Below are 22,263 nucleotides of genomic sequence, written 5' to 3' on the forward strand. Positions count from 1 at the left end.
ATAGCCGGAAAATCGGCACGAGCCCTGCATTGATTCAGGCACATGACAACGCAATGTCGATCCAGCTCGTATTCAAAGGAAAAACTGCCGAACCAGAGCCTCTACCGCCTGTCAGACCGTCTAGGCTCAGACAATTCCAAGCTCGCTCGAGGTCCTATCGATGACTCAAGAACCACTTGTTCGCGAAGCAGAGGTGGCCGCATTCCGCGACGCCGTCTTGACCAAACTCACTTATGCAGTGGGTAAAGACCCGGATCACGCCTTCGACCACGACTGGTTCGAAGCCATTGCCCTGGCCGCGCGGGACCACATGGTCGAGCACTGGATGGACCACACGCGGCAGATCTACCGCAAAGGCCAGAAGCGCGTTTATTACCTCTCCCTGGAATTCCTCATCGGCCGGCTGCTGTACGACAGCCTGAGCAACCTCGGCCTGCTCGACGTGGCCCGCGAGGCGCTGACTGAACTCGGCGTCGACCTTGAGCGCATCCGCCTGCTGGAACCCGATGCAGCGCTGGGCAACGGCGGTCTCGGACGTCTGGCGGCGTGTTTCATGGAAAGCATGTCGACCCTCGGCATCGCCGGTCATGGCTACGGCATTCGTTATGAGCACGGTTTGTTTCGTCAGGCCATCGTCGATGGCTGGCAACAGGAGCAGACCGAACACTGGTTGGATTTCGGCAACCCGTGGGAGTTCGAGCGCCCTGAGGTGGTTTACCCGATTGGCTTCGGCGGCGGTGTCGAGACCGTGACCGATGACAGCGGCAAGTCCAGGCAAGTCTGGCACCCGGCGGAAACCGTACGGGCCATTGCGTATGACACGCCGGTGGTCGGTTGGCGCGGGGCAAGCGTCAACACGCTGCGTTTGTGGCGCGCCCGGGCCATGGAAGATCTGCATCTGGAGCGTTTCAACGCCGGCGACCACCTGGGTGCCGTGGCCGAAGTGGCCCGGGCCGAAAGTATCTCCCGGGTGCTGTACCCGGCGGACAGCACCGAGGCCGGCCAGGAATTGCGCCTGCGCCAGGAGTATTTCTTCGTCGCCGCCTCGTTGCAGGATCTGCTGCGCCGCCATCGCAACATGCACACCTCGGTACTGACCCTGGGCGATCACGCGGCGATCCAGCTCAATGACACTCACCCGTCGATTGCCGTCGCCGAACTGATGCGCCAGTTGGTGGACGTCTACGACGTGGCATGGGACGCGGCGTGGCAGGTCACCGTCGATACGTTGTCCTACACCAACCACACGTTGCTGCCGGAAGCGCTGGAAACCTGGCCGGTCGGCTTGATGGAACGCATGCTGCCACGGCACATGCAGATCATTTACCTGATCAACGCCCAGCATATCGACTCCTTGCGGGCCAAAGGCATTCACGACTTCGACGTGCTGCGCGCGGTGTCGCTGATCGAGGAAGACAACGGTCGTCGGGTGCGCATGGGCAACCTGGCGTTTCTCGGATCCCACAGCATCAACGGTGTTTCCGGGCTGCACACGCAGCTGATGCGCCAAACGGTGTTCTCCGAACTGCACAAGCTCTACCCGGAGCGGATCAACAATAAAACCAACGGCATCACCTTCCGCCGCTGGTTGTATCAGGCCAACCCCGAGTTGACCTCGATGCTGGTCGATGCCCTCGGGCCGCAAGTGCTGGATAACCCGGAAGAGCGTTTGCTCGCCCTCGAACCGTTCGCCGAGAAAAATGCATTCCGCAAGGCGTTTGCCGAGCAACGCCTGCATAGCAAGAAAGCCCTGGCGTATCTGATTCATGAGCGGTTGGGCGTGGCGGTCAACCCGGCGGCGATGTTCGACGTGCAGGTCAAGCGGATCCACGAATACAAACGCCAGTTGCTCAACCTGATGCACACCGTGGCGTTGTACCAGGCGATTCGCGCGGAACCTGAAATCGACTGGGTGCCACGGGTGAAGATCTTCGCCGGCAAGGCGGCCGCGAGTTATCACCAGGCCAAACTGATCATCAAGCTGACCAACGACATCGCCCGGGTGGTGAACAATGACCCGACCGTACGCAGCTTGCTCAAAGTGGTGTTCCTGCCCAACTACAACGTCAGCCTGGCGGAGAGCATCATTCCGGCGGCGGATTTGTCCGAGCAGATCTCCACCGCCGGGTTCGAAGCGTCAGGCACCAGCAACATGAAGTTCGGCCTGAACGGCGCGCTGACCATCGGTACCCTGGACGGGGCCAACGTGGAAATGCGCGACCGCATCGGCGCCGAGCACATGTTCATCTTCGGCCTCAGCGCGCAGCAGGTGGAGGCGCGCAAGCAGAACCATGAGTTCAGCGCGGTGCCGGATATTGCCGCGTCCCATCGTCTGAACGATGTGCTGCAAGCGATTCGTGGTGGGGTGTTCTCACCGGATGATCCGTCCCGTTACACCGGGTTGATCGATTCGCTGGTGGACTACGACCGCTTCCTGGTCTGCGCCGACTTCGATTCCTACTGGCACGCGCAGATGCGCGTCGAAGCCCATTGGCACGATTCGAAGGAGTGGTGGCGCTCGGCGGTGTTGAATACATCGCGGATGGGCTGGTTCTCGTCGGACCGGACCATTCGCGAATACGCCACGGAGATCTGGAAGGCATTGGAGTAGTTTTACGCCCGTATTGCCGGGCTTGGTCGATATACTAAGCGTCACCTTCATCCCCTGTGGGAGCAGGCTTGTGGTGCAGATGCAATCTGCTCTCACACTGGATTCCGGGTGTCTGGCCACTAGACTGAACCAGACGCTGTACCACCCGGACTTGCCTCATGATGGGGCCGCTTAGGGATATCGACCATGCAATGGATGTTCATGCTGATAGGGCTGGTGCTCGGCTGGATACTCGACGAGTCATTCAGCGATGCACTGCTGGGCGCGTTACTCGGACTGGGTATCGGCCAGGCTATTGGCATTGCACGTTTAGGGTCTAAGGCAGTGGAGCAGCAGCGCCTGCTGGAACAGGCGCAGGTAGCGCTGCAAGCGGTCGAGCAACGGTTGGCGCTGCTCGAAGCATCGGGCGTCAATTCGCCGGAAACCCGCGAACCACTGGTCTCACCTGAAAGCATCCTCGATGAAGCACCTGCCGCAGCCCAGGAGTTGATCTGGGAACTGCCGCCCGAACTCGAACCGTTCGCCACAGCGGCCACCGAAACCAACCGTTCACAGCCCGCCGATGCCTGGAAGGCCGAGCCGATCGCTCGCCAGACACAACCACCGGCCCCCCCGCGTGGCCCGAACCTCATCGATCGCGCCATCGGCCGCGCCCGCGCCTGGTTGTTCGGCGGCAATACAGTGCTGCGGGTCGGCGTGGTGCTGCTGTTCCTCGGCCTGGCCTTTCTGCTGCGCTATGCCACCGAAGGCGTGGTGGTGCCGGTTGAGTTGCGTTACGCAGGCGTTGCGGCGGCAGCCTTGGGGTTGCTCGGGCTGGGTTGGTGGTTGCGAGCGCGCAACAACAGTTACGCGTTGATCCTGCAAGGCACCGGGATCGCCGTGTTGTACCTGACGGTGTTTGCCGCGATGCGCCTGCATCCGCTGCTCGATCCCTCGGCGGCATTTGGCCTGTTGGTAGCGGTGACGGTCTGTTCGGCAATTCTCGCCCTTACCCAGGACTCCCTGGGGCTTGCCGCCGCTGCCGCACTGGGTGGCTTCGCCGCGCCTATCCTGGCCTCCACCGGTGCCGGCAGCCACGTCGCGCTGTTCAGCTACTTTGCCCTGCTCAACGCCGGCATCTTCGTTATCGCCTGGTTCAAGGCCTGGCGGCTGTTGAATGTCATCGGGCTCAGCGGCACCTTCGGCATCGGTTTCGCCTGGGGCCTGCGCTCCTACTCGCCGGAACTGCTGTGGAGCACCGAGCCGTTCCTGATTTTGTTTTTCCTGATGTACCTGGCCATTGGTCTGCTGTTTGCCCGGCGCAAGCTGCTGGAAATGAGCGATGCACCGGCAGAGGGCAGTCGCGAAGCGCTGCTGCAGTGGTCGGCGCGCAAGGGTGACTACGTCGACGGTACGCTGCTGTTCGGCCCGCCGCTGGTGGGTTTCGGCTTGCAGTTCGCACTGGTACAGCATCTGGAGTTCGCTACGGCGTTCAGTGCCCTGGCGCTGGGCATGATGTACATGGGGCTTGCCCGTTGGCTGATGGCCGGGCGCACGCTGTTGCTGGGGGAAACCTGCCTGGCCCTGGGCGTGATCTTCGCCAGCCTGGCGATTCCGCTGGGGCTCGATGCACGCTGGACGACAGCCGCGTGGGCGGTGGAGGGCGCGGGGATCTTCTGGCTCGGTCTACGCCAGCAAAGGCCCTTGGGTCGGGCTTTTGCCTTGCTCCTGCAACTGGGTTCGGCGCTGGCGTTTCTCAGCGAGCTGCACGACAGCGAGGGCAGCCTGCTCGGCGGCGAGCCGCTAGGTGCGCTGTTACTGGGCGTCGCGTTGCTGTTCAGCTTCTACCAGTTGCGTAAAGCCTTGCCGGAGCAGATCAGGCCTTGGGAGCTCAAAGGCCTGCCAGTCCTGGCGTGCCTCGGGCTGGCGTTTCTCTATTTGCTGGCGCCGTTGTTTTTCTTCAGCCACGGCACGGTGATCAGTTGGGCCCTGGCCGGGGCGCTGACCTTGTTGGTTGGCTTGCGCCTGCCATCGCGCACCTTCGTGTTCACCGCGCTCGCTGTGCAACTGTTGGGTGGCGCGTTGTTCCTGACGACGGGGCCGCTGTTCAGTGAAGGGCTGAGTCCCCTGGCTCATGCTGGATTCTGGGCGCCGCTGGTGCTGGGGCTGGCGGCGATGGTCGGGGCCTGGCGTTTGCAGATTGGTCAATCGCTCGGAGTATTCGAAGGGCTGAGCCTGTTGCGATTGTCCCAGGCATTGCTGGTGTGGGGCGCAGGCTGGTGGGCGTTGGCCTGGGGCATCGAAGTGGTGCATTTTGCGCCGTTGCCGATGCGGGCGACTTTGTTGTTGGGCATCGCTGCCGCGAGTGTGGCGCTGTGGACGGTATTGGCTCTGCGCTTGAAATGGCCGTCACTGGGGGTACTCGGCACGGTGTTGATTCCCGCGGCGGCATTGGTGCTGCTCGCGGCCTGGCACTCGCGTTATCACCCGGCGGCCAACGTCGGCTGGCTGGCGTGGGCCGCCGTGTTCGTGGTGCATTTCATGTCCCTGCGACGCCTGGCGCCCATGCTGCCGGCGCGCGTGACGAGCGTCGCCCATGTGCTCGGCTGTTGGCTGTTGATGGGTGTACTGGCACTGGAGTTGCGTTACGGCTTGCTGGTGTTGTCCGAGCAATACAACGCCTGGCGCTGGTTGGGCTGGGCGATTCTGCCCAGTCTGTATCTGGTGCTGATGGCGGCACCTCGCGCGTGGCCTTGGCCGGTGTCGGCGTATCCGCGCGAATACCGTGTATACGCCGCCGCACCGCTGGCGTTGTTGATGCTCGGCTGGTTCTGGCTGGCGAATGTCGCCAGTGACGGCAACGCCGAGCCACTGCCTTACGTGCCATTGATCAACCCGTTGGAACTGGGCCTGTTGTTCGCGTTGTTCGGCGTCCATGTCTGGTCCCGCAGCGCCATGACACAACTGGCGGTCCGCAAGGATTACGCCGCCAATGCCACGCAAGGGGTCGCAGGTGCCTCGCTGTTCGTGTTCTTTACTGCATTGGTAATGCGCACGGCACACCATTGGAGCGGAGTGCCCTATGAGCTGGATCTGTTGCTGGAGTCGATGCGGGTGCAAGCCGGCCTTTCCATCGTCTGGACCTTGATGGCCCTGAGCCTGATGATCGGCGGCCATTTGCGTCGCCGCCGTGAAGTCTGGCTGATCGGTGCCGCCTTGATCGGTGTGGTCGTGGCCAAGCTGTTCTTTGTCGAATTGAGTAATCGCGGCGGGCTGGCGCGGATCGTGTCGTTTATCGGTGTCGGCGTGTTGCTGCTGGTGGTGGGCTATTTCGCCCCGCTGCCGCCCAAGCGCGCCGAAGCTGAGCCGGATATCGAGAAACCGGTCCCGGAATCCGAAGGAGTGTCGTCTTGAGTCAGAAGCTGAACCTGGGTTGGCTGGGTGCTGTTGCCATGGGTGTGGTGTTGTCGGTGGTTGCTCAGGAAAAACCAGCGGACTTCACCACCCAAGTGCCTTTGTCGGTAACGGGCGAAGGTCCCTGGTATCGCCTTGAACTGCCCCTGAACGTACAACTGAATGCACGCCAGGCTGACCTGAGCGATCTGCGGGTGTTCAACGCCGTGGGCGATGTTCAGGCTTATGCCTTGGCCCGGGAGTCGGCGCAGAGCAATGAAACGCGCACCTTGACCGAGGTGAAATGGTTTCCGTTGTACAACTCGGTGGACGCTACTGAAACCGCGCCGAGCGTACGGGTGCAATCGAGCGCCAACGGCACCTTGGTCGAGGTGCAGCCGTCCAGTCAGCTGGAGGCGGGTGAGGAGGAGTTGCGCGGTTGGTTGCTCGACGCTTCCACGATCAAGGCGCCGTTGCAGCAGTTGATTCTCGACTGGACCAGCGAGCGCGACGGCTTCCAGCGTTTCACCGTCGAAGCCAGCGATGATTTGCAGCATTGGCAGTCCTGGGGCGAAGGGCAGGTGGCGCGCCTGATTTTTTCCGACGAGCGGGTCGAACAGCATGAAATCAACCTGCCGGGCCAGTCGGCGCGCTACTTGCGGTTACTGTGGATCACCCCGCATTCGGCACCGACACTGACTTCGGCGCAACTGCAGAGCGCCAGTACCCGCAGCCTGCCGCTGCCGTTGGTCTGGTCCCAGGGGTTGGCCGGCAGCAGCGTGAAGGCGGGTGAATACACCTGGCAGTTGCCGATGGGGCTGAATGTCGAACGGGTGCAGGTCGAGTTGAGCCAGCCCAACAGCCTGGCGCCAGTGAGCCTGGCCGGCCGGCGCGACAGCAGCCTGCCATGGCAGTCGTTGGGCAGCGGTTTGCTCTATCGCCTGACCCAGAACGGTCAGGACGTGGTGCAAAACCAATTGCAGCTGTCAGGGCAAATCGTCCAGCAATTGAAGCTGACCGTGGACGAACGCGGCGGCGGCCTGGGTGATCAGGCGCCGACGCTGAAGTTTGCCGTGCGCGCCACGCAACTGGTGTTCCTGGCGCGCGGGCCAGGGCCTTACACGCTGGTCGTGGGCAATGCGACGGCGAAGGCGGCGAACTTGCCGCTGTCGACGCTGATTCCGGATTACAGCCCGGCGAAGCTTGCGACCTTGGGCCGGGCCATGGTGGGTGCCGGGGCGGTGGCTATGAAGCCCTCGACAGGCACCACGTCTGCGCCGATCGACACCAACTGGAAGAAATTCGGTTTGTGGGCAGTGTTGTTGCTTTGCGTGGTGTTCCTGGCGGCGATGGCGTTCAGCTTGTTGCGCAAACCACCAGCCAAATCCTGACGAAGGCCAGCGCTGCGCGCCATTCGCGGGCAAGCCCCACAGGAATTGCGCTGTCCTTGTGGGAGCGGGCTTGCCCGTGAATGCGTTCGTTCGGTCACTGAAAATACCGAAATGACCGCAGTTCCCAGGCTCACATCGAGCCCATTTCCAACTACGCTCATCCCCGCGCATGAACTCTCTTCAGCCGATCACGTCTGATAGGAGGAAATGCGCCCCGACTCGCGTTAAACTGCGCGGGTTTTTAGCCCCCCCATTCCACCGGAGCCTTCCATGTCCCGCGTTACCTTGAGTCGCTATTTGATTGAGCAGACCCGCAGCAACAACACTCCTGCCGATCTGCGCTTCCTGATCGAAGTGGTGGCGCGTGCCTGCAAGGAGATCAACCACGCCGTGTCCAAAGGCGCCCTGGGTGGCGTTCTGGGCAGCATGGGCACTGAAAACGTCCAGGGCGAAGTACAGAAGAAGCTCGACGTGATCTCCAACGAAATCCTGCTCGAAGCCAACGAATGGGGCGGTCACCTGGCCGGCATGGCGTCCGAAGAAATGGACAACGCCTACCAGATCCCGGGCAAATACCCGAAAGGCGCGTACCTGCTGGTATTCGACCCGCTGGACGGTTCGTCGAACATCGACATCAATGCCCCGGTCGGTACCATCTTCTCGGTACTGCGTTGCCCGAACGAATACCTGAGCCAGAACGAGCCCTTGAATGAAAAGGCTTTCCTGCAGCCAGGTACCCAGCAAGTGGCCGCCGGTTATGCGATCTACGGTCCGCAGACCATGCTGATCCTGACCCTGGGCGACGGCGTGAAAGGCTTCACCCTTGACCGTGAAATGGGCAGCTTCGTATTGACCCACGAAAACATCACCATTCCTGAAACCACCCAGGAATTCGCCATCAACGCGTCCAACCAGCGTCACTGGGAAGCACCGGTACAGCGCTACGTCGGCGAATTGCTGGCAGGCGATGAAGGCCCGCTGAAAAAGAACTACAACATGCGCTGGGTCGCCGCGATGGTGGCAGACGTGCACCGCATCCTGACCCGCGGCGGTCTGTTCATGTACCCACGCGATAGCCGCGAGCCGTCGAAGCCGGGCAAACTGCGCCTGATGTACGAAGCCAACCCGATGTCGTTCCTGGTGGAGCAAGCGGGCGGCGCGTCCACCAACGGCCACCAGCGCATCCTCGACATCCAGCCGGAAGGCCTGCACCAGCGTGTTGCGGTGTTCCTCGGCTCGAAAGAAGAAGTTGCCCGCGTCACGGCTTACCACAAGGAATAAACCATGACCGCGCCCTGGCAGTCGTTGCTTGATTGGTGGTTCGGGAGTTCCGGGTCAGCGAGGGAAGTGGCGGCGCAGAAGGGCAAGTTATGGTTTGGCAAGCGCGACAGCCAGGACCTCGAAGCGCGCGAGCGTTTCGGGGACCAGGCCGAGCAGGCACTGGCCGGCGGATTGACCGAGTGGATGCAACGTCCCGAAGGTTGGCTGGCGCTGGTGCTGTTGCTCGATCAAATCCCGCGAATGATCTTTCGCGATACTCCCGAAGCCTTTGCAGGCGATCTTCGTGCGCAAAAGCTGGTGGCCCAAGGCATTGCTGCGGATTTCGATCGGCAGTTGCTGCCGATTCAGCGGGTGTTCATCTACCTGGTGTTCGAGCACAGCGAGAACCTCGCGGTGCAGAACGAAGGCGTCTCGCGCTATATCGAACTGGTGGCGCAGCAGCCGGAGACTGATCGGGCGCTGTTCAGCGATTACCTGGACTATGCCGAGCGGCATCAGAGGGTGATTGCGCAGTTTGGGCGGTTTCCGCATCGCAATGCGGTGTTGGGAAGGGAGTCTACGGCTGAGGAACTCGAGTTTCTGACGAAGCCGGGCTCTCGGTTCTAATTCGTTGTAGCTGATACCGCCATCGCGAGCAGGCTCGCGATGAGGCCGGTGAGCGCGCCTTAGATCCTGAAACTACCCACCAACTGCTTCAACCGCGCCGCCTGCTGCTCAAGATCGGCACACGCACGCAAGGTCGACTGCAGGTTCTCCACACCTTCCTGGTTCAGCGTGTTGATCTCGGTAATGTCGACGTTGATCGACTCCACCACCGCCGTTTGCTCTTCAGTGGCGGTGGCGACCGACTGGTTCATGCCATCGATCTCGCCGATGCGCTGGGTCACGCTGCCCAAGCGTTCGCCTGCCTGGTTGGCGATGCCGACGCTGCTTTCGCTCTGGCGCTGGCTGTCGGTCATGATGCCCACCGCTGCCCGGGCGCCGACTTGCAGCTCTTCGATCATCGTCTGCACTTGCTGCGCCGAGTCCTGGGTGCGGTGAGCGAGGTTGCGCACCTCATCGGCCACCACGGCAAAACCACGGCCGGCCTCGCCAGCGCGGGCCGCTTCGATGGCGGCGTTCAGGGCCAGCAGGTTGGTTTGCTGGGAGATGCTGGTGATCACTTCCAGAATCTGCCCGATGTTGACCGTGTTGCTGTTGAGGGTTTCGATGTTGCCGCACGAATCGCTGATCTTGGCCGACAGCTGCTGCATCGCCGCGATGGTTTTATCCACCACCTGTTGGCCGTCTTCGGCCAGGCTGCGGGCATCACTGGAATGTTGCGAGGCGAGGGCGGCGTTCTGGGCGATTTCCTGGGCGGCGGCGCCGAGCTGGTTGATCGCCGCCGCCACGCTGCTGGTGCGCGAGGCTTGCTGGTCGGAGTTGAACATCGACGAGTTCGAGGCGGCCACCACACGCAGCGCCACCTCGTTGACCTGGCCGGTGGCCGAGGACACTTCGATGATCGAGGTGTGAATGCGCTCGACGAAGCGGTTGAACGACAGCCCCAGCGCGCCGAATTCGTCGTGGCCGTGAATGGTCAGGCGTTTGGTCAGGTCACCTTCGCCTTCGGCGATGTCGTGCATGGCGCGACCCATGGTCAGCAGTGGCTGCATCAACAGGCTGATCAGCATGCCCAGCAGGACGATGATGATCACCACGGCAATCACCATGGCGATGATCGCCGAGGTGCGGAATTCGCTGAGCATCGAGAACGCGGTGTCCTGGTCGAGCACCAGCGCCACGTACCAGTCCGCCGACGGCACGCCGTTGACGTGGGTGAAGGAGATGAACTGGCGCTTGCCGTCGATTTCGACTTCTTTCATGCCCGGGCTGACTTTCGGCGCACCGTTGGGGTAGGCCTCGGTCAGGTTCTTGAGTACCAGCTTGCTGTCCGGATGAATCAGGATCTTGCCGTCGGCACCGACGATGAACGCATGGCCGTGACCGCCGAAGTTCAGCGAATTGATGATCGCACTGACGCTGGACAGGTCAATGTCGGCGCCGGCGACACCGATCATCTGGCCCTGGAGCTGCACCGGGGTGGCCACGGTGATCACCAGTTTGCCGGAGGAGGCGGCGATGTACGGTTCGGTGACGATGGTCTGTTGCGCGCTGTTGGCCGCCTTGTACCAGCCACGGGCGCGTGGGTCGTAGTCCGCCGCGCGGTTGCCCGCCGGGACCGAGAACATCACGCCGTCGGCGCCACCGAAGTAGCTCAGCTGGAAGTTGCCGGTGTAGGCGGGCAGGTCGATGATTCGCTTCAGGCTGGCGGGAGCATTGCCATCGGCGGTGATCTGTTGGGCCATCGACTGCAGCAGTTGCATGCGGCTTTCCAGCCAGGTCTGGATGTTGCTGGTAGTCAGGCTGCCGAGCTCCTGCATCGAGGCTTCGGTGTTGTTGCGCAAGGTTTCGCGCTGGCGATAGTCGTTGAACAGGATGAAACAAGCGAATGCGACGGCCACCACGAGGGCGGCAGCCAGCAATATCTTGTGGCTGAACTTCATGTTTCTGGTCATGGATGAGCTACCGCAGAGGGGCTGTTCTACAAAATGGGGGAGCAAATGCCACCGACGTGGCTTTGCGTTGCATTTATGTCGACTGAACGGCGCCAAAGATTAGGCGGATTCTCTGAAAAGCGACGAAATGCCCGGTAAACAGACAAAGTGGCTGATTTTCGGCAAAAGGTAGACGAGTGGCCCGATAAATAGCCTGTCGGGCAGGGAACCTGACAGGGGTTTTCTCTTCTAAGCTTCAGCTTGGCAGCCATGCCAATCCCCTACGCCCCCGGAGTTTCACCATGTCGTTGCGTTCCATCGCCCTGCTTTCGTTCTGCGTATTGCTCGCTGCCTGCAGCAAGGTCAATCAGGAAAACTACTCGAAGCTCTCCGCCGGCATGGCCAAGGCCGATGTGGAGACCCTGTTGGGCAAACCCGCCGATTGTTCAGGCGCGCTCGGTATGTCCAGTTGCACCTGGGGCGACAAGAACAGCTTTATCAGCGTGCAGTTCGCCGGTGACAAAGTGCTGATGTTTTCCGGCCAAGGCCTGAAGTAAACCGGGGCGTTTGCCCGCGGGAGAAAAATAATGAAGCGGTTACTGATCATCCTTTTTGCCGGCCTGGTGTTGGCCGGCTGTGCCACGTCTGGCCAGGACCCATTGGCCCCCAACACGGTCAAAAGCGTCAACCTCAAGCGCTACCAGGGCACCTGGTACGAACTGGCTCGCATGCCGATGTACTTCCAGCGCGACTGCGCGCAGTCCGAAGCCCATTACACGCTCAAGCCTGATGGCAATGTCGCGGTGTTGAACCGCTGCCTGACGGCGCAGTGGCAATGGGAAGAGGTCAAGGGCACGGCTTATCCTCAGGTGCCCGGCAAGAACGACAAGCTGTGGGTCGAGTTCGATACCTGGTTCTCCAGGCTGATCCCGGGTACGGCGAAGGGCGAATACTGGGTGCTGTACGTCAGCGATGACTACAAGACCGCCATTGTCGGTGACCCGAGCCGGAAGTATTTGTGGCTGTTGTCGCGCACGCCGACCGTGAATGGTGTGGTGCGTGAGGAGCTGCTGAGCAAGGCGCGTCAGCAGGGTTACGACACCACGCGGCTGATCTGGCGGGCGTCGGAACAGCAGATGGCCGAGACCTCGAACTAACAACGCATGACCCTGTAGGAGCGAGCCTGCTCGCGATGGAGTATCAGACACAACGATGTCGACTGACACACCATCGCGAGCAGGCTCGCTCCTACAGGGTTTTTGCGTTAGTTCAGAAGTTCGCGCAGGACTTGAGTGAAGGCGCGGCTGCTTTCTTCCTCGTCAGCATGCCGCCCGTCACGCACCACCCACTGACCATTGACCAGCACATCCCGCACCTGGCGATCGCCGCCAGCAAACAACCAGCGGTTGAGAATCCCGTCGCCGTTGGCCGTTGCCAGGTACGGATCGTTGCCGTCGAGCACCAGCCAGTCGGCGCGCTTGCCGACTTCCAGGGCGCCAATCGGCTGGCCCAGTGCCTGGGCGCCGCCATCCAGCGCGGCATCAAACAGCGTGCGCCCGACCATTGGCTGGTCCGCGCCATACAAGCGGTTACGCCGCTGGTCACGCAGACGCTGGCCGTATTCCAGCCAGCGCAATTCTTCCACCACGCTCAACGACACATGGCTGTCGGAACCGATGCCCATGCGGCCGCCCTGGGCGAGGAAATCCACCGCCGGGAAAATCCCGTCGCCCAGGTTGGCTTCGGTGGTCAGGCACAGGCCGGCAATGGCGCGACTCTTGGCCATCGACGTGACTTCTTCCGGGTTGGCGTGGGTCGCGTGGACCAGGCACCAGCGCTGATCGACGTCGATGTTTTCGTACAGCCATTGCAGCGGACGACGACCGCTCCAGGTCAGGCAGTCGTCGACTTCCTTCTGCTGCTCGGCGATGTGGATGTGCACCGGGCATTGCTTGTCGCTGGCTGCCAGCACTTCGCTGATCTGCTGCGGCGTGACAGCGCGCAGCGAGTGGAAACACAGGCCCAGGGCTTGCGCCGGTTGCTGCGCCAGCACCGGTTGCAGGCGCGATTGCAGCTTGAGGTAGTTTTCGGTGCTGTTGATGAAGCGGCGCTGGCCTTCGTTCGGCGTTTGACCGCCGAAACCGGAGTGGCTGTAAAGCACCGGCAGCAGGGTCAGCCCGATACCCGCGGAACCCGCGGCCTGGCTGATACGCAGGGCCAGTTCGGCCGGGTCGGCATAAGGTCGGCCGTTAATGTCATGGTGTACGTAATGAAATTCCGCCACCGATGTGTAACCGGCCTTGAGCATTTCGATGTACAGCTGACGAGCGATGACACCGAGTTGTTCCGGGCTGATTTTTCCGACGAGGCGATACATCAGGTCGCGCCAGGTCCAGAAACTGTCGTTCGGATTGCCCGCCACTTCCGCCAGCCCGGCCATGGCCCGCTGGAAGGCGTGGGAGTGCAGGTTCGGCATGCCAGGCAGCAGCGGACCGCTTAACCGTTCGGCGCCATCAGCGTTGGAATCGGCCTGAATATGGGTCAATACGCCGTCGGCGTTGACCTCAAGACGTACATTGTTGGCCCATCCACTAGGCAGCAGCACGCGTTCGGCAAAGAAGGCGGACATGGTTCAGCACCCCATCGTGTGTTATTTGTATATACATATACAGACGTTTGCCTGCCCGGTAAACTCCGGCAAGCTAGTGACATCAATCAAATGACCAAGGATTAACCGTGCCGACTCCGCCTCCAGTCTCTCCGTTGGCCGCGAACATGGGCGACAGTCCGGCGCCCTTGTACGCCCGCGTCAAACAAATGATCACCCAGCAAATCGACAGTGGAAACTGGCCGCCGCACTATCGTGTGCCGTCGGAAAGCGAACTGGTCAGCCAGTTGGGCTTCAGCCGCATGACCATCAATCGCGCTCTGCGCGAGATGACTGCCGATGGCCTGCTGGTGCGCATGCAAGGCGTCGGCACGTTCGTCGCCGAGCCGAAAAGCCAGTCTGCCCTGTTCGAAGTGCACAACATCGCCGATGAAATCGCCTCTCGCGGCCATCGCCACACCTGCAAGGTCATCACCCTTGAAGAAGAGGCCGCCGGCTCCGAGCGCGCCCTGGCCTTGGACATGCGCGAAGGGCAGAAGGTGTTCCACTCGCTGATCGTGCATTTCGAAAACGATATTCCGGTGCAAATCGAAGACCGTTTCGTCAATGCGCTGGTGGCACCGGACTACCTCAAACAGGACTTCACCCTGCAAACGCCCTACGCCTACCTGAACCAGGTTGCGCCGCTGACCGAAGGCGAGCACGTGGTCGAGGCGATACTGGCCGAGTCGTCCGAATGCAAATTGCTACAGATTGAAAAGGGCGAGCCGTGCCTGCTGATCCGTCGCCGCACCTGGTCCGGTCGTCAGCCAGTGACTGCTGCTCGCTTGATCCACCCCGGTTCCCGTCATCGTCTGGAAGGTCGGTTTCATAAATAGAGAGCCATAAATGAGCAGTCTGAAAGTTTTACGTGCGGTCGATTACCCACGCATGCCGTGGAAAAACGGCGGCGGCAGCACCGAAGAAATCACTCGCGATGCCGGCACCGGCCTGGATGGCTTTGGCTGGCGCCTGTCGATTGCCGACATTGGCGAATCGGGTGGTTTTTCCACCTTCGCCGGTTACGAGCGAGTGATCACCGTTTTGCAGGGCGATGGTATGAACCTGACGGTGGATGGCCAGGACACGCGGCCACTATTACCGCTGGACCCGTTTGCCTTCAGTGGAGAAAGCAAGGTTTCCTGCACATTGCTCGGCGGTCCGATTCGCGATTTCAACCTGATTTACGCGCCGCAGCGTTACGCTGCGCGGTTGCAGTGGTTGAGTGGCGAGCAGCGGTTCTTCAGCTCGGCGGGTACGGTGTTGGTGTTCAGCATCAGCGATGCGCTGGAAGTGGTGGTCGGTAATGGCGCTTCGAAGCTTAGTCGGCATGATTGTCTGCAACTCGACAGTAACACTGGCCTGCTGGAAATCTCCGTTAATAGCCCATGCTGCGTGATTGAACTGTCCGCACGCTGATTCCCAGACCAATGAGCCTCTCTGTGGCGAGGGGGCTTGCCCCCGTTGGGCCGCGAAGCGGCCCCAATGCCTGCAACTGAGTTCCTCAGGCACAACGAATTAGATAATTTTGCGACTGCTTCGCAGTCGAACGGGGCGGTGCGGCGGTCCGACAAGCCCCCTCGCCACAAAAAAGCAGTAACTCTTCGTTTCCCATCGCGCACCACTTTGTTACCGAACGCCCCAGTGTGGCGCAAAACCACGCTCCAGTAACAACATCCCACCGCCACAAAAAAATCCCCGCGAAAAATTTCATCTACGCCAGAACCCTTGTTCCATGGGCTCTCCAGCCTTTTCAGAATTTTTCTTGAATGCTCATCCAACAAGTTGGCCGCTTGATTGCATATGCTTGTATGTACAAGTAAAGACGTATGTGTATGAGTCACGAGGACTCAACCATCGTCCACTGATTCGCCGGTGTGCATTGATGCCCATTGGCTTGCTCGCCCACTGCCTGGGTTGGTTTGGATTGATTGCTGAGGAGTCTTTTTCGTGACTGACATTAAACCTACTAAGTTTCGTGACGTTGAAATCCGTGCCGCACGCGGTAACAAGCTGACCGCCAAGAGCTGGCTGACCGAAGCGCCGCTGCGCATGCTGATGAACAACCTCGACCCGGAAGTCGCCGAGAACCCTAAAGAACTGGTGGTTTACGGTGGTATCGGTCGCGCTGCACGTAACTGGGAATGCTACGACAAGATCGTCGAAAGCCTGACCAACCTGAACGACGACGAGACCCTGCTGGTGCAATCCGGCAAGCCGGTCGGCGTGTTCAAGACCCACAGCAATGCCCCGCGCGTACTGATCGCCAACTCCAACCTGGTTCCACACTGGGCGAGCTGGGAACACTTCAACGAACTGGACGCCAAAGGCCTGGCCATGTACGGCCAGATGACCGCCGGCAGCTGGATCTACATCGGCAGCCAGGGCATCGTCCAGGGCACCTACGAAACCTTCGTCGAAGCCGGTCGCCAACACTACAACGATGACCTGAAAGGTCGTTGGGTCCTGACTGCAGGCCTCGGTGGCATGGGCGGCGCCCAGCCTCTGGCCGCGACCTTGGCCGGTGCTTGCTCGCTCAACATCGAATGCCAACAGGTCAGCATCGATTTCCGTCTGAAAAGCCGTTATGTCGACGAGCAAGCTACCGACCTCGACGACGCTCTGGCCCGCATCGCCAAATACACCAAAGAAGGCAAGGCGATTTCCATCGCGCTGCTGGGCAACGCGGCTGAAATCCTTCCAGAACTGGTCAAGCGTGGCGTGCGCCCGGACATGGTCACCGACCAGACCAGCGCCCACGACCCGCTCAACGGCTACCTGCCGGCCGGCTGGACCTGGGACCAGTACCGCGCTCGCGCCAAGACTGAACCTGCCGCTGTGATCAAGGCCGCCAAGCAATCGATGGCCGTGCACGTCAAAGCGATGTTGGACTTCCAGAAAATGGGCGTACCGACCTTCGACTACGGCAACAACATCCGTCAGATGGCCCAGGAAGAAGGCGTGGAAAACGCATTCGACTTCCCGGGCTTCGTACCGGCCTACATCCGTCCGCTGTTCTGCCGTGGCATCGGCCCGTTCCGTTGGGCTGCACTGTCGGGCAACGCTGAAGACATCTACAAGACCGACGCCAAGGTCAAGGAACTGATCCCGGACGACGCCCACCTGCACAACTGGCTGGACATGGCCCGCGAGCGCATCAGCTTCCAGGGTCTGCCGGCACGTATCTGCTGGGTTGGCCTGGGCCTGCGCGCCAAGCTGGGCCTGGCGTTCAACGAAATGGTCCGTAGCGGCGAGTTGTCCGCGCCAATCGTGATCGGCCGCGACCACCTGGACTCCGGTTCGGTATCGAGCCCGAACCGCGAAACCGAATCGATGCAGGACGGTTCCGACGCCGTTTCCGACTGGCCACTGCTCAACGCCCTGCTCAACACCGCGAGCGGCGCGACCTGGGTGTCCCTGCACCACGGCGGCGGCGTCGGCATGGGCTTCTCCCAGCACTCGGGCATGGTGATTGTCTGCGACGGTACTGACGAAGCGGCCGAGCGTATCGCTCGCGTGCTGCACAACGACCCAGCCACTGGCGTCATGCGTCACGCCGATGCCGGTTACCAGATCGCCATCGACTGCGCCAAGGAACAAGGGTTGAACCTGCCGATGATTACCGGCAAGTAACGCCTGATTTGTGGGAGCTGCTTTTATGTGAGAGCGAGCCTGCTCGCTCTCACTGGCCACGCAGCGGCATTGCGCAATACCAGACCGTTTGATCCTGCCGCTTCGAGCAGGACGCTGTCACCGAACAAAAGCTGAATGTCGGTCGCGCTGCGGCGCAGGCCTGATTGGACGTGGACAGGGCTGGATGCCTCTTGACTGCCGTAAGCCAATTCATGATTAGGAGCGTCACAACAATGAAATCGAACAAGACCCTGCTGACCACATTGCTTTCCATGGGCCTGCTGGCCAGCGCTGGCGCCACTCAGGCGGCGAGTTGGTGCGAGTCGGGTAAACCTGTGAAGTTCGCCGGTTTGAACTGGGAAAGCGCCATGCTGCTGACCGACGTGATGCAAGTCGTGTTGGAGAAAGGCTACGACTGCAAGACTGACAGCCTGCCGGGCAACTCCATCACCATGGAAAACGCCCTGAGCAGCAACGATATTCAAGTGTTTGCCGAAGAATGGGTCGGCCGTAGTGAAGTCTGGAACAAGGCCGAGAAGGCCGGCAAGGTCGTCGGTGTCGGCGCGCCGGTTGTTGGTGCGATCGAAGGCTGGTACGTGCCGCGCTACGTGATCGAAGGCGACGCCAAGCGCAAGCTGGAAGCCAAGGCTCCGGACCTGAAAAACATTGCTGACCTGGGCAAATACTCGGCGATCTTCAAGGACGCCGAAGAGCCGTCCAAGGGCCGTTTCTACAACTGCCCGGCCGGTTGGACCTGCGAGCTCGACAACAGCGAAATGCTGAAGAGCTACGGCCTGGAAAGCACCTACACCAACTTCCGCCCAGGCACCGGCCCGGCGCTGGATGCCGCTGTGCTGTCGAGCTACAAGCGTGGCGAGCCGATCCTGTTCTACTACTGGTCGCCAACGCCGCTGATGGGCCAGATCGACGCGGTGAAACTCGAAGAGAAACCAGGCGTGAACAAGACCGTGGATATCAAGGTCGGCCTGTCCAAGACTTTCCACGACGAAGCGCCTGAATTGGTGGCCGTGCTGGAAAAGGTCAACGTGCCAATCGACCTGCTGAACCAGAACCTGGGGCGCATGACCAAAGAGCGGATCGAATCACCAAAACTGGCCAAGATCTTCCTGAAGGAACATCCTGAAGTCTGGCACGCATGGGTGAGCGAAGACGCAGCCAAGAAGATCGACGCTGCGCTTTGAAAACTACTGCGCTCGGCAATACTGCGTTGAAAGCAGACTCGAAATGCTCATTGACTAAAGTCAACTCCGCTTTCTCGCCTGCTTTCGCCTTGTCTTGCCTTCGCTCGCTACGTTTTCAAACAGCTTGTTTATAAGGGCAAGCTTTTCAGCACCGCTTACGGTGCTGAAAAGCCCTTGATTGAGAGTCTCTTATGTTTCCCGAAAGCTTTACCTTTTCCATCGCCGACTGGGTCAACGGTTGGGTCGATTCGCTGGTCACCAACTACGGCGACGTGTTCCGGCACATCTCCGACACCCTGTTGTGGGCCATTGTCAATCTCGAAGGCCTGCTGCGCGCTGCACCCTGGTGGCTGATGCTGGCGATCGTGGCCGGCGTGGCCTGGCACGCGACCCGCAAGGTCGTGACCACTGCCGTCATCGTTGGTTTGCTGTTCCTGGTGGGTGCGGTCGGCCTCTGGGACAAGCTGATGCAGACCCTGGCGCTGATGATGGTGGCGACGATCATTTCGGTGTTGATCGGCATTCCGCTGGGCATTCTCTCGGCGCGCAGCAACCGCCTGCGTTCGATACTGATGCCGTTGCTGGACATCATGCAGACCATGCCGAGCTTCGTGTACCTGATCCCGGTGCTGATGCTGTTTGGCCTGGGCAAGGTCCCGGCGATTTTCGCTACGGTGATCTACGCCGCACCGCCGCTGATCCGTCTGACCGATCTGGGCATTCGCCAGGTCGACGGCGAAGTGATGGAAGCGATCAACGCCTTCGGTGCCAACCGCTGGCAGCAACTGTTCGGCGTGCAACTGCCGCTGGCCCTGCCGAGCATCATGGCCGGGATCAACCAGACCACCATGATGGCCCTGTCGATGGTGGTGATTGCCTCGATGATCGGTGCCCGTGGCTTGGGTGAAGACGTGCTGGTGGGGATTCAGACCCTCAACGTCGGACGTGGCCTTGAAGCCGGTCTGGCGATCGTGATTCTGGCTGTGGTGATCGACCGCATTACACAGGCGTACGGTCGCGCACGGCATGAGGTGAGCAAATGAACAACGCAACCGTGAGCAAGATTGAAGTCAAGAACGTCTTCAAGATTTTCGGCAACCGTGCCAAGGACGCGCTGGCCATGGTCGGCCAGGGCAAGACCAAGGACCAGGTGCTGGCCGAAACCGGCTGCGTGGTCGGCGTGAACGACCTGTCGCTGAGCATCGGCAGCGGCGAGATCTTCGTGATCATGGGCCTGTCGGGTTCCGGCAAGTCGACCCTGGTCCGCCACTTCAACCGCCTGATCGACCCGACCAGCGGCGCGATCCTGGTGGACGGCGTGGACATCCTGCAATACGACATGGAAGCCCTGCGCGAATTTCGTCGGCGCAAGATCAGCATGGTGTTCCAGAGCTTCGGCCTGTTGCCGCACAAGAGCGTGCTGGACAACGTCGCCTACGGCCTGAAAATCCGTGGCGAAACCAAAGCCATGTGCGCCGAGCGTGCGCTGCACTGGATCAACACCGTGGGCCTCAAGGGCTACGAAAACAAATACCCGCACCAGCTCTCCGGCGGCATGCGTCAGCGTGTGGGCCTGGCCCGCGCCTTGGCGGCGGACACCGACATCATCCTGATGGACGAAGCGTTCAGCGCCCTCGACCCGCTGATTCGCGCGGAGATGCAGGACCAGTTGCTTGAGCTGCAAAAGACCCTGCACAAGACCATCGTCTTCATCACCCACGACCTCGATGAGGCCGTGCGCATCGGCAACCGCATCGCGATCCTCAAGGACGGCCGCCTGATCCAGGTCGGCACGCCGAGAGAGATCCTGCATTCGCCGGCGGATGAGTATGTCGACCGCTTTGTGCAGCGTCGGGCGGCGGTGGTTTAAAGGTTGGTGGCGGGACCGCTTTTGTGGCGAGGGAGCTTGCTCCCGTTCGACCGGGCTGGCGATCCAGCGCGCAGCGGTCGCAAGTATTTTGGGGCTGCTACGCAGCCCAGCGGGAGCAAGCTCCCTCGCCACAGGTGTCATGCGTCCATAAATTTTGTATGAGGCTCCAGATGTCCCAGGCTGAAAAAATCGTTATCACCGAAGCGCAGGTCAGTTGGCAGGATGTGGTCGCCGTTGCTCGTCATGGCGCACAGCTTGAGCTGTCGGCGCCGATCTGGGCGCGCATCGAAAACGCGCAGGCCATCGTCCAGCGCATCGTTACCAGCGGCGAGCGTGCCTATGGCATCAACACTGGCCTGGGTGCGCTGTGCAACGTCTCGTTGCAGGACGAACAACTCAGCCAGTTGTCGCGCAACACCTTGCTCAGCCACGCCTGTGGCGTTGGCGCGCCACTGACCAACGAGCAGACCCGCTCGATCATGTGCGCCGCCGTCGTCAACTACAGCCATGGTAATTCCGGCCTGCACCGTCAGGTCGTCGAAGCACTGCTGGCGCTGCTCAACCGTGGCATCACCCCGCAAGTGCCGTCCCAGGGTTCCGTGGGCTACCTGACCCACATGGCGCACATCGGTATCGCACTGCTGGGTGTCGGCAATGTCAGCTATCGCGGCCAGGTCGTTTCCGCCCAGCAAGCGCTGGCTGAAGAAGGCCTGCAACCGGTCAAGCTCGGTGCCAAGGATGGTTTGTGCCTGGTCAACGGTACGCCGTGCATGACCGGCCTGAGCTGCCTGGCGATTGCCGATGCCACGCGCCTGCTGGAATGGGCCGACGTGATTGGTGCCATGAGCTTCGAAGCCCAGCGTGGGCAGATCGACGCGTTCGATGCCGAGATCATCGCGCTCAAGCCGCACCCGGGCATGCAGCAGGTCGGGATCAACCTGCGGGCCTTGCTCGACGGCAGCGAAGTGATTGCCCAGAGCAAAGGGATTCGCACGCAAGATGCCCTGAGCATTCGCTCGATCCCGCAGGTGCACGGCGCCGCTCGCGACCAATTGGTACACGCGACCAGGCAGATCGAAACCGAACTCAACGGCACCACCGATAACCCGATGGTGCTGGGCACCGCTGACAATTACCGCGTGGTGTCCCAGGCCAACCCCCACGGCCAGTCCGTGGCAATGGCGGCGGACCTGCTGGCGATTGCCATGGCGGAAATCGGCTCCATCGCCGAGCGTCGCCTGGATCGTTTGATCAACCCGCACGTCAGCGGCCTGCCGGCGTTCCTGGTGGCCAACCCGGGGGTGAACTCCGGGATGATGATCGTGCAATACGTCGCCGCTTCGCTGTGCGCGGAAAACCGTCAGCTGGCACAACCGGCGGTGCTGGATAACTTCGTGACGTCGGGCCTGCAGGAAGATCACCTGAGCCTGGGCACCAACGCCGCGCTGAAGCTGCATCGCGCGCTGGAAAACTGCACGCAGATCCTCGCCATCGAGTACCTGTTGGCGGCCCAGGCGTTCGAGTTCCTCAAAGAACAACGCTTCGGTGCAGGCACCGATGCTGCCTGGCGTCTGCTGCGCGAGCACGTTGCTCCTTACGACCAGGATCGCTGGTTGGCACCGGACATCGCCGCCGCTGCCGCAGTATTGAAAGACCCGATTTTGCTGCACAACGCTTTTCCAGACCTGAACTGATTTCAACAACACCAGCGTGCCAAGG

General features: G+C 61.1%; 16 protein-coding genes and 1 pseudogene. 14 read left to right on the forward strand and 3 right to left on the reverse strand.

Features of this window, described 5'->3' with window-relative positions; all coding sequences use genetic code 11:
• The first annotated feature begins 160 nt into the window (after positions 1 to 160).
• The 5 genes from AC3ITY_RS01560 to AC3ITY_RS01580 all read left to right on the forward strand — a co-directional run bounded on the left by AC3ITY_RS01560 (position 161) and on the right by AC3ITY_RS01580 (position 9,261).
• Positions 161 to 2,611, forward strand: a complete 2,451-nt coding sequence (locus AC3ITY_RS01560) for a glycogen/starch/alpha-glucan phosphorylase (RefSeq protein ID WP_489307272.1) — start codon at positions 161 to 163, stop codon at positions 2,609 to 2,611.
• A 186-nt stretch (positions 2,612 to 2,797) separates the two neighbouring features.
• Positions 2,798 to 6,004 (forward strand): DUF2339 domain-containing protein, encoded by a 3,207-nt coding sequence (locus AC3ITY_RS01565; RefSeq protein ID WP_489307274.1) that lies wholly within the window; start codon positions 2,798 to 2,800, stop codon positions 6,002 to 6,004.
• Positions 6,001 to 7,374, forward strand: coding sequence for a DUF3999 domain-containing protein (locus AC3ITY_RS01570; RefSeq protein ID WP_489307276.1), 1,374 nt, complete (start codon positions 6,001 to 6,003; stop codon positions 7,372 to 7,374). The genes AC3ITY_RS01565 and AC3ITY_RS01570 overlap by 4 nt, the downstream gene beginning before the upstream one ends.
• Before the next feature lie 270 nt (positions 7,375 to 7,644).
• Positions 7,645 to 8,655 (forward strand): class 1 fructose-bisphosphatase, encoded by a 1,011-nt coding sequence (locus tag AC3ITY_RS01575; protein ID WP_008058033.1) that lies wholly within the window; start codon positions 7,645 to 7,647, stop codon positions 8,653 to 8,655.
• Positions 8,656 to 8,658: 3 nt separating this feature from the next.
• Positions 8,659 to 9,261: a DUF924 family protein gene (locus AC3ITY_RS01580; protein ID WP_489307277.1), complete on the forward strand. Its 603-nt coding sequence runs from the start codon at positions 8,659 to 8,661 to the stop codon at positions 9,259 to 9,261.
• Positions 9,262 to 9,320: 59 nt separating this feature from the next.
• On the opposite strand, the gene AC3ITY_RS01585 is transcribed toward AC3ITY_RS01580, so the two are convergent.
• Together AC3ITY_RS01585 and AC3ITY_RS01590 are read right to left on the reverse strand one after the other, a co-directional pair.
• Complete coding sequence (locus AC3ITY_RS01585; protein WP_371318464.1) at positions 9,321 to 10,085, reverse strand: methyl-accepting chemotaxis protein; 765 nt, start codon at positions 10,083 to 10,085, stop codon at positions 9,321 to 9,323.
• A gap of 93 nt (positions 10,086 to 10,178) precedes the next feature.
• Positions 10,179 to 11,213: pseudogene (locus AC3ITY_RS01590) on the reverse strand (HAMP domain-containing protein); the annotation flags it as partial.
• A gap of 281 nt (positions 11,214 to 11,494) precedes the next feature.
• Between AC3ITY_RS01590 and AC3ITY_RS01595 the strand changes: the two are divergent.
• Together AC3ITY_RS01595 and AC3ITY_RS01600 are read left to right on the forward strand one after the other, a co-directional pair.
• Positions 11,495 to 11,749 (forward strand): hypothetical protein, encoded by a 255-nt coding sequence (locus AC3ITY_RS01595; protein WP_007975531.1) that lies wholly within the window; start codon positions 11,495 to 11,497, stop codon positions 11,747 to 11,749.
• A 30-nt stretch (positions 11,750 to 11,779) separates the two neighbouring features.
• Positions 11,780 to 12,349, forward strand: a complete 570-nt coding sequence (locus AC3ITY_RS01600; protein ID WP_223457521.1) for a lipocalin family protein — start codon at positions 11,780 to 11,782, stop codon at positions 12,347 to 12,349.
• A 107-nt stretch (positions 12,350 to 12,456) separates the two neighbouring features.
• Here AC3ITY_RS01600 and AC3ITY_RS01605 read toward each other — a convergent pair whose 3' ends face one another.
• Complete coding sequence (locus tag AC3ITY_RS01605) at positions 12,457 to 13,821, reverse strand: formimidoylglutamate deiminase (RefSeq protein WP_489307278.1); 1,365 nt, start codon at positions 13,819 to 13,821, stop codon at positions 12,457 to 12,459.
• 146 nt (positions 13,822 to 13,967) lie between these two features.
• On the opposite strand from AC3ITY_RS01605, the gene hutC reads away from it, so the two are divergent.
• The 7 genes from hutC (at position 13,968) to hutH (ending at position 22,238) form a co-directional block, all read left to right on the forward strand.
• Positions 13,968 to 14,678, forward strand: coding sequence for a histidine utilization transcriptional repressor HutC (hutC, locus tag AC3ITY_RS01610; RefSeq protein ID WP_173677901.1), 711 nt, complete (start codon positions 13,968 to 13,970; stop codon positions 14,676 to 14,678).
• Positions 14,679 to 14,688: 10 nt separating this feature from the next.
• Positions 14,689 to 15,258: a HutD/Ves family protein gene (locus AC3ITY_RS01615; RefSeq protein WP_489307279.1), complete on the forward strand. Its 570-nt coding sequence runs from the start codon at positions 14,689 to 14,691 to the stop codon at positions 15,256 to 15,258.
• Positions 15,259 to 15,789: 531 nt separating this feature from the next.
• Positions 15,790 to 17,472: a urocanate hydratase gene (hutU, locus tag AC3ITY_RS01620; protein WP_223446450.1), complete on the forward strand. Its 1,683-nt coding sequence runs from the start codon at positions 15,790 to 15,792 to the stop codon at positions 17,470 to 17,472.
• Between the two features lie 233 nt (positions 17,473 to 17,705).
• Positions 17,706 to 18,674 (forward strand): ABC transporter substrate-binding protein, encoded by a 969-nt coding sequence (locus AC3ITY_RS01625; protein ID WP_046039590.1) that lies wholly within the window; start codon positions 17,706 to 17,708, stop codon positions 18,672 to 18,674.
• A gap of 191 nt (positions 18,675 to 18,865) precedes the next feature.
• The gene (locus AC3ITY_RS01630) at positions 18,866 to 19,717 is read left to right on the forward strand and encodes an ABC transporter permease (protein ID WP_046039591.1); all 852 of its coding nucleotides are present in this window, start codon (positions 18,866 to 18,868) and stop codon (positions 19,715 to 19,717) included.
• Positions 19,714 to 20,544, forward strand: a complete 831-nt coding sequence (locus AC3ITY_RS01635; protein ID WP_052960551.1) for a quaternary amine ABC transporter ATP-binding protein — start codon at positions 19,714 to 19,716, stop codon at positions 20,542 to 20,544. The genes AC3ITY_RS01630 and AC3ITY_RS01635 overlap by 4 nt, the downstream gene beginning before the upstream one ends.
• Positions 20,545 to 20,714: 170 nt before the next feature.
• Entirely contained in the window at positions 20,715 to 22,238 is a 1,524-nt protein-coding gene (hutH, locus tag AC3ITY_RS01640; RefSeq protein ID WP_489307280.1) for a histidine ammonia-lyase, read from the forward strand.
• Positions 22,239 to 22,263 lie beyond the last annotated feature (25 nt).

This window comes from Pseudomonas sp. GL_091, assembly GCF_057837725.1.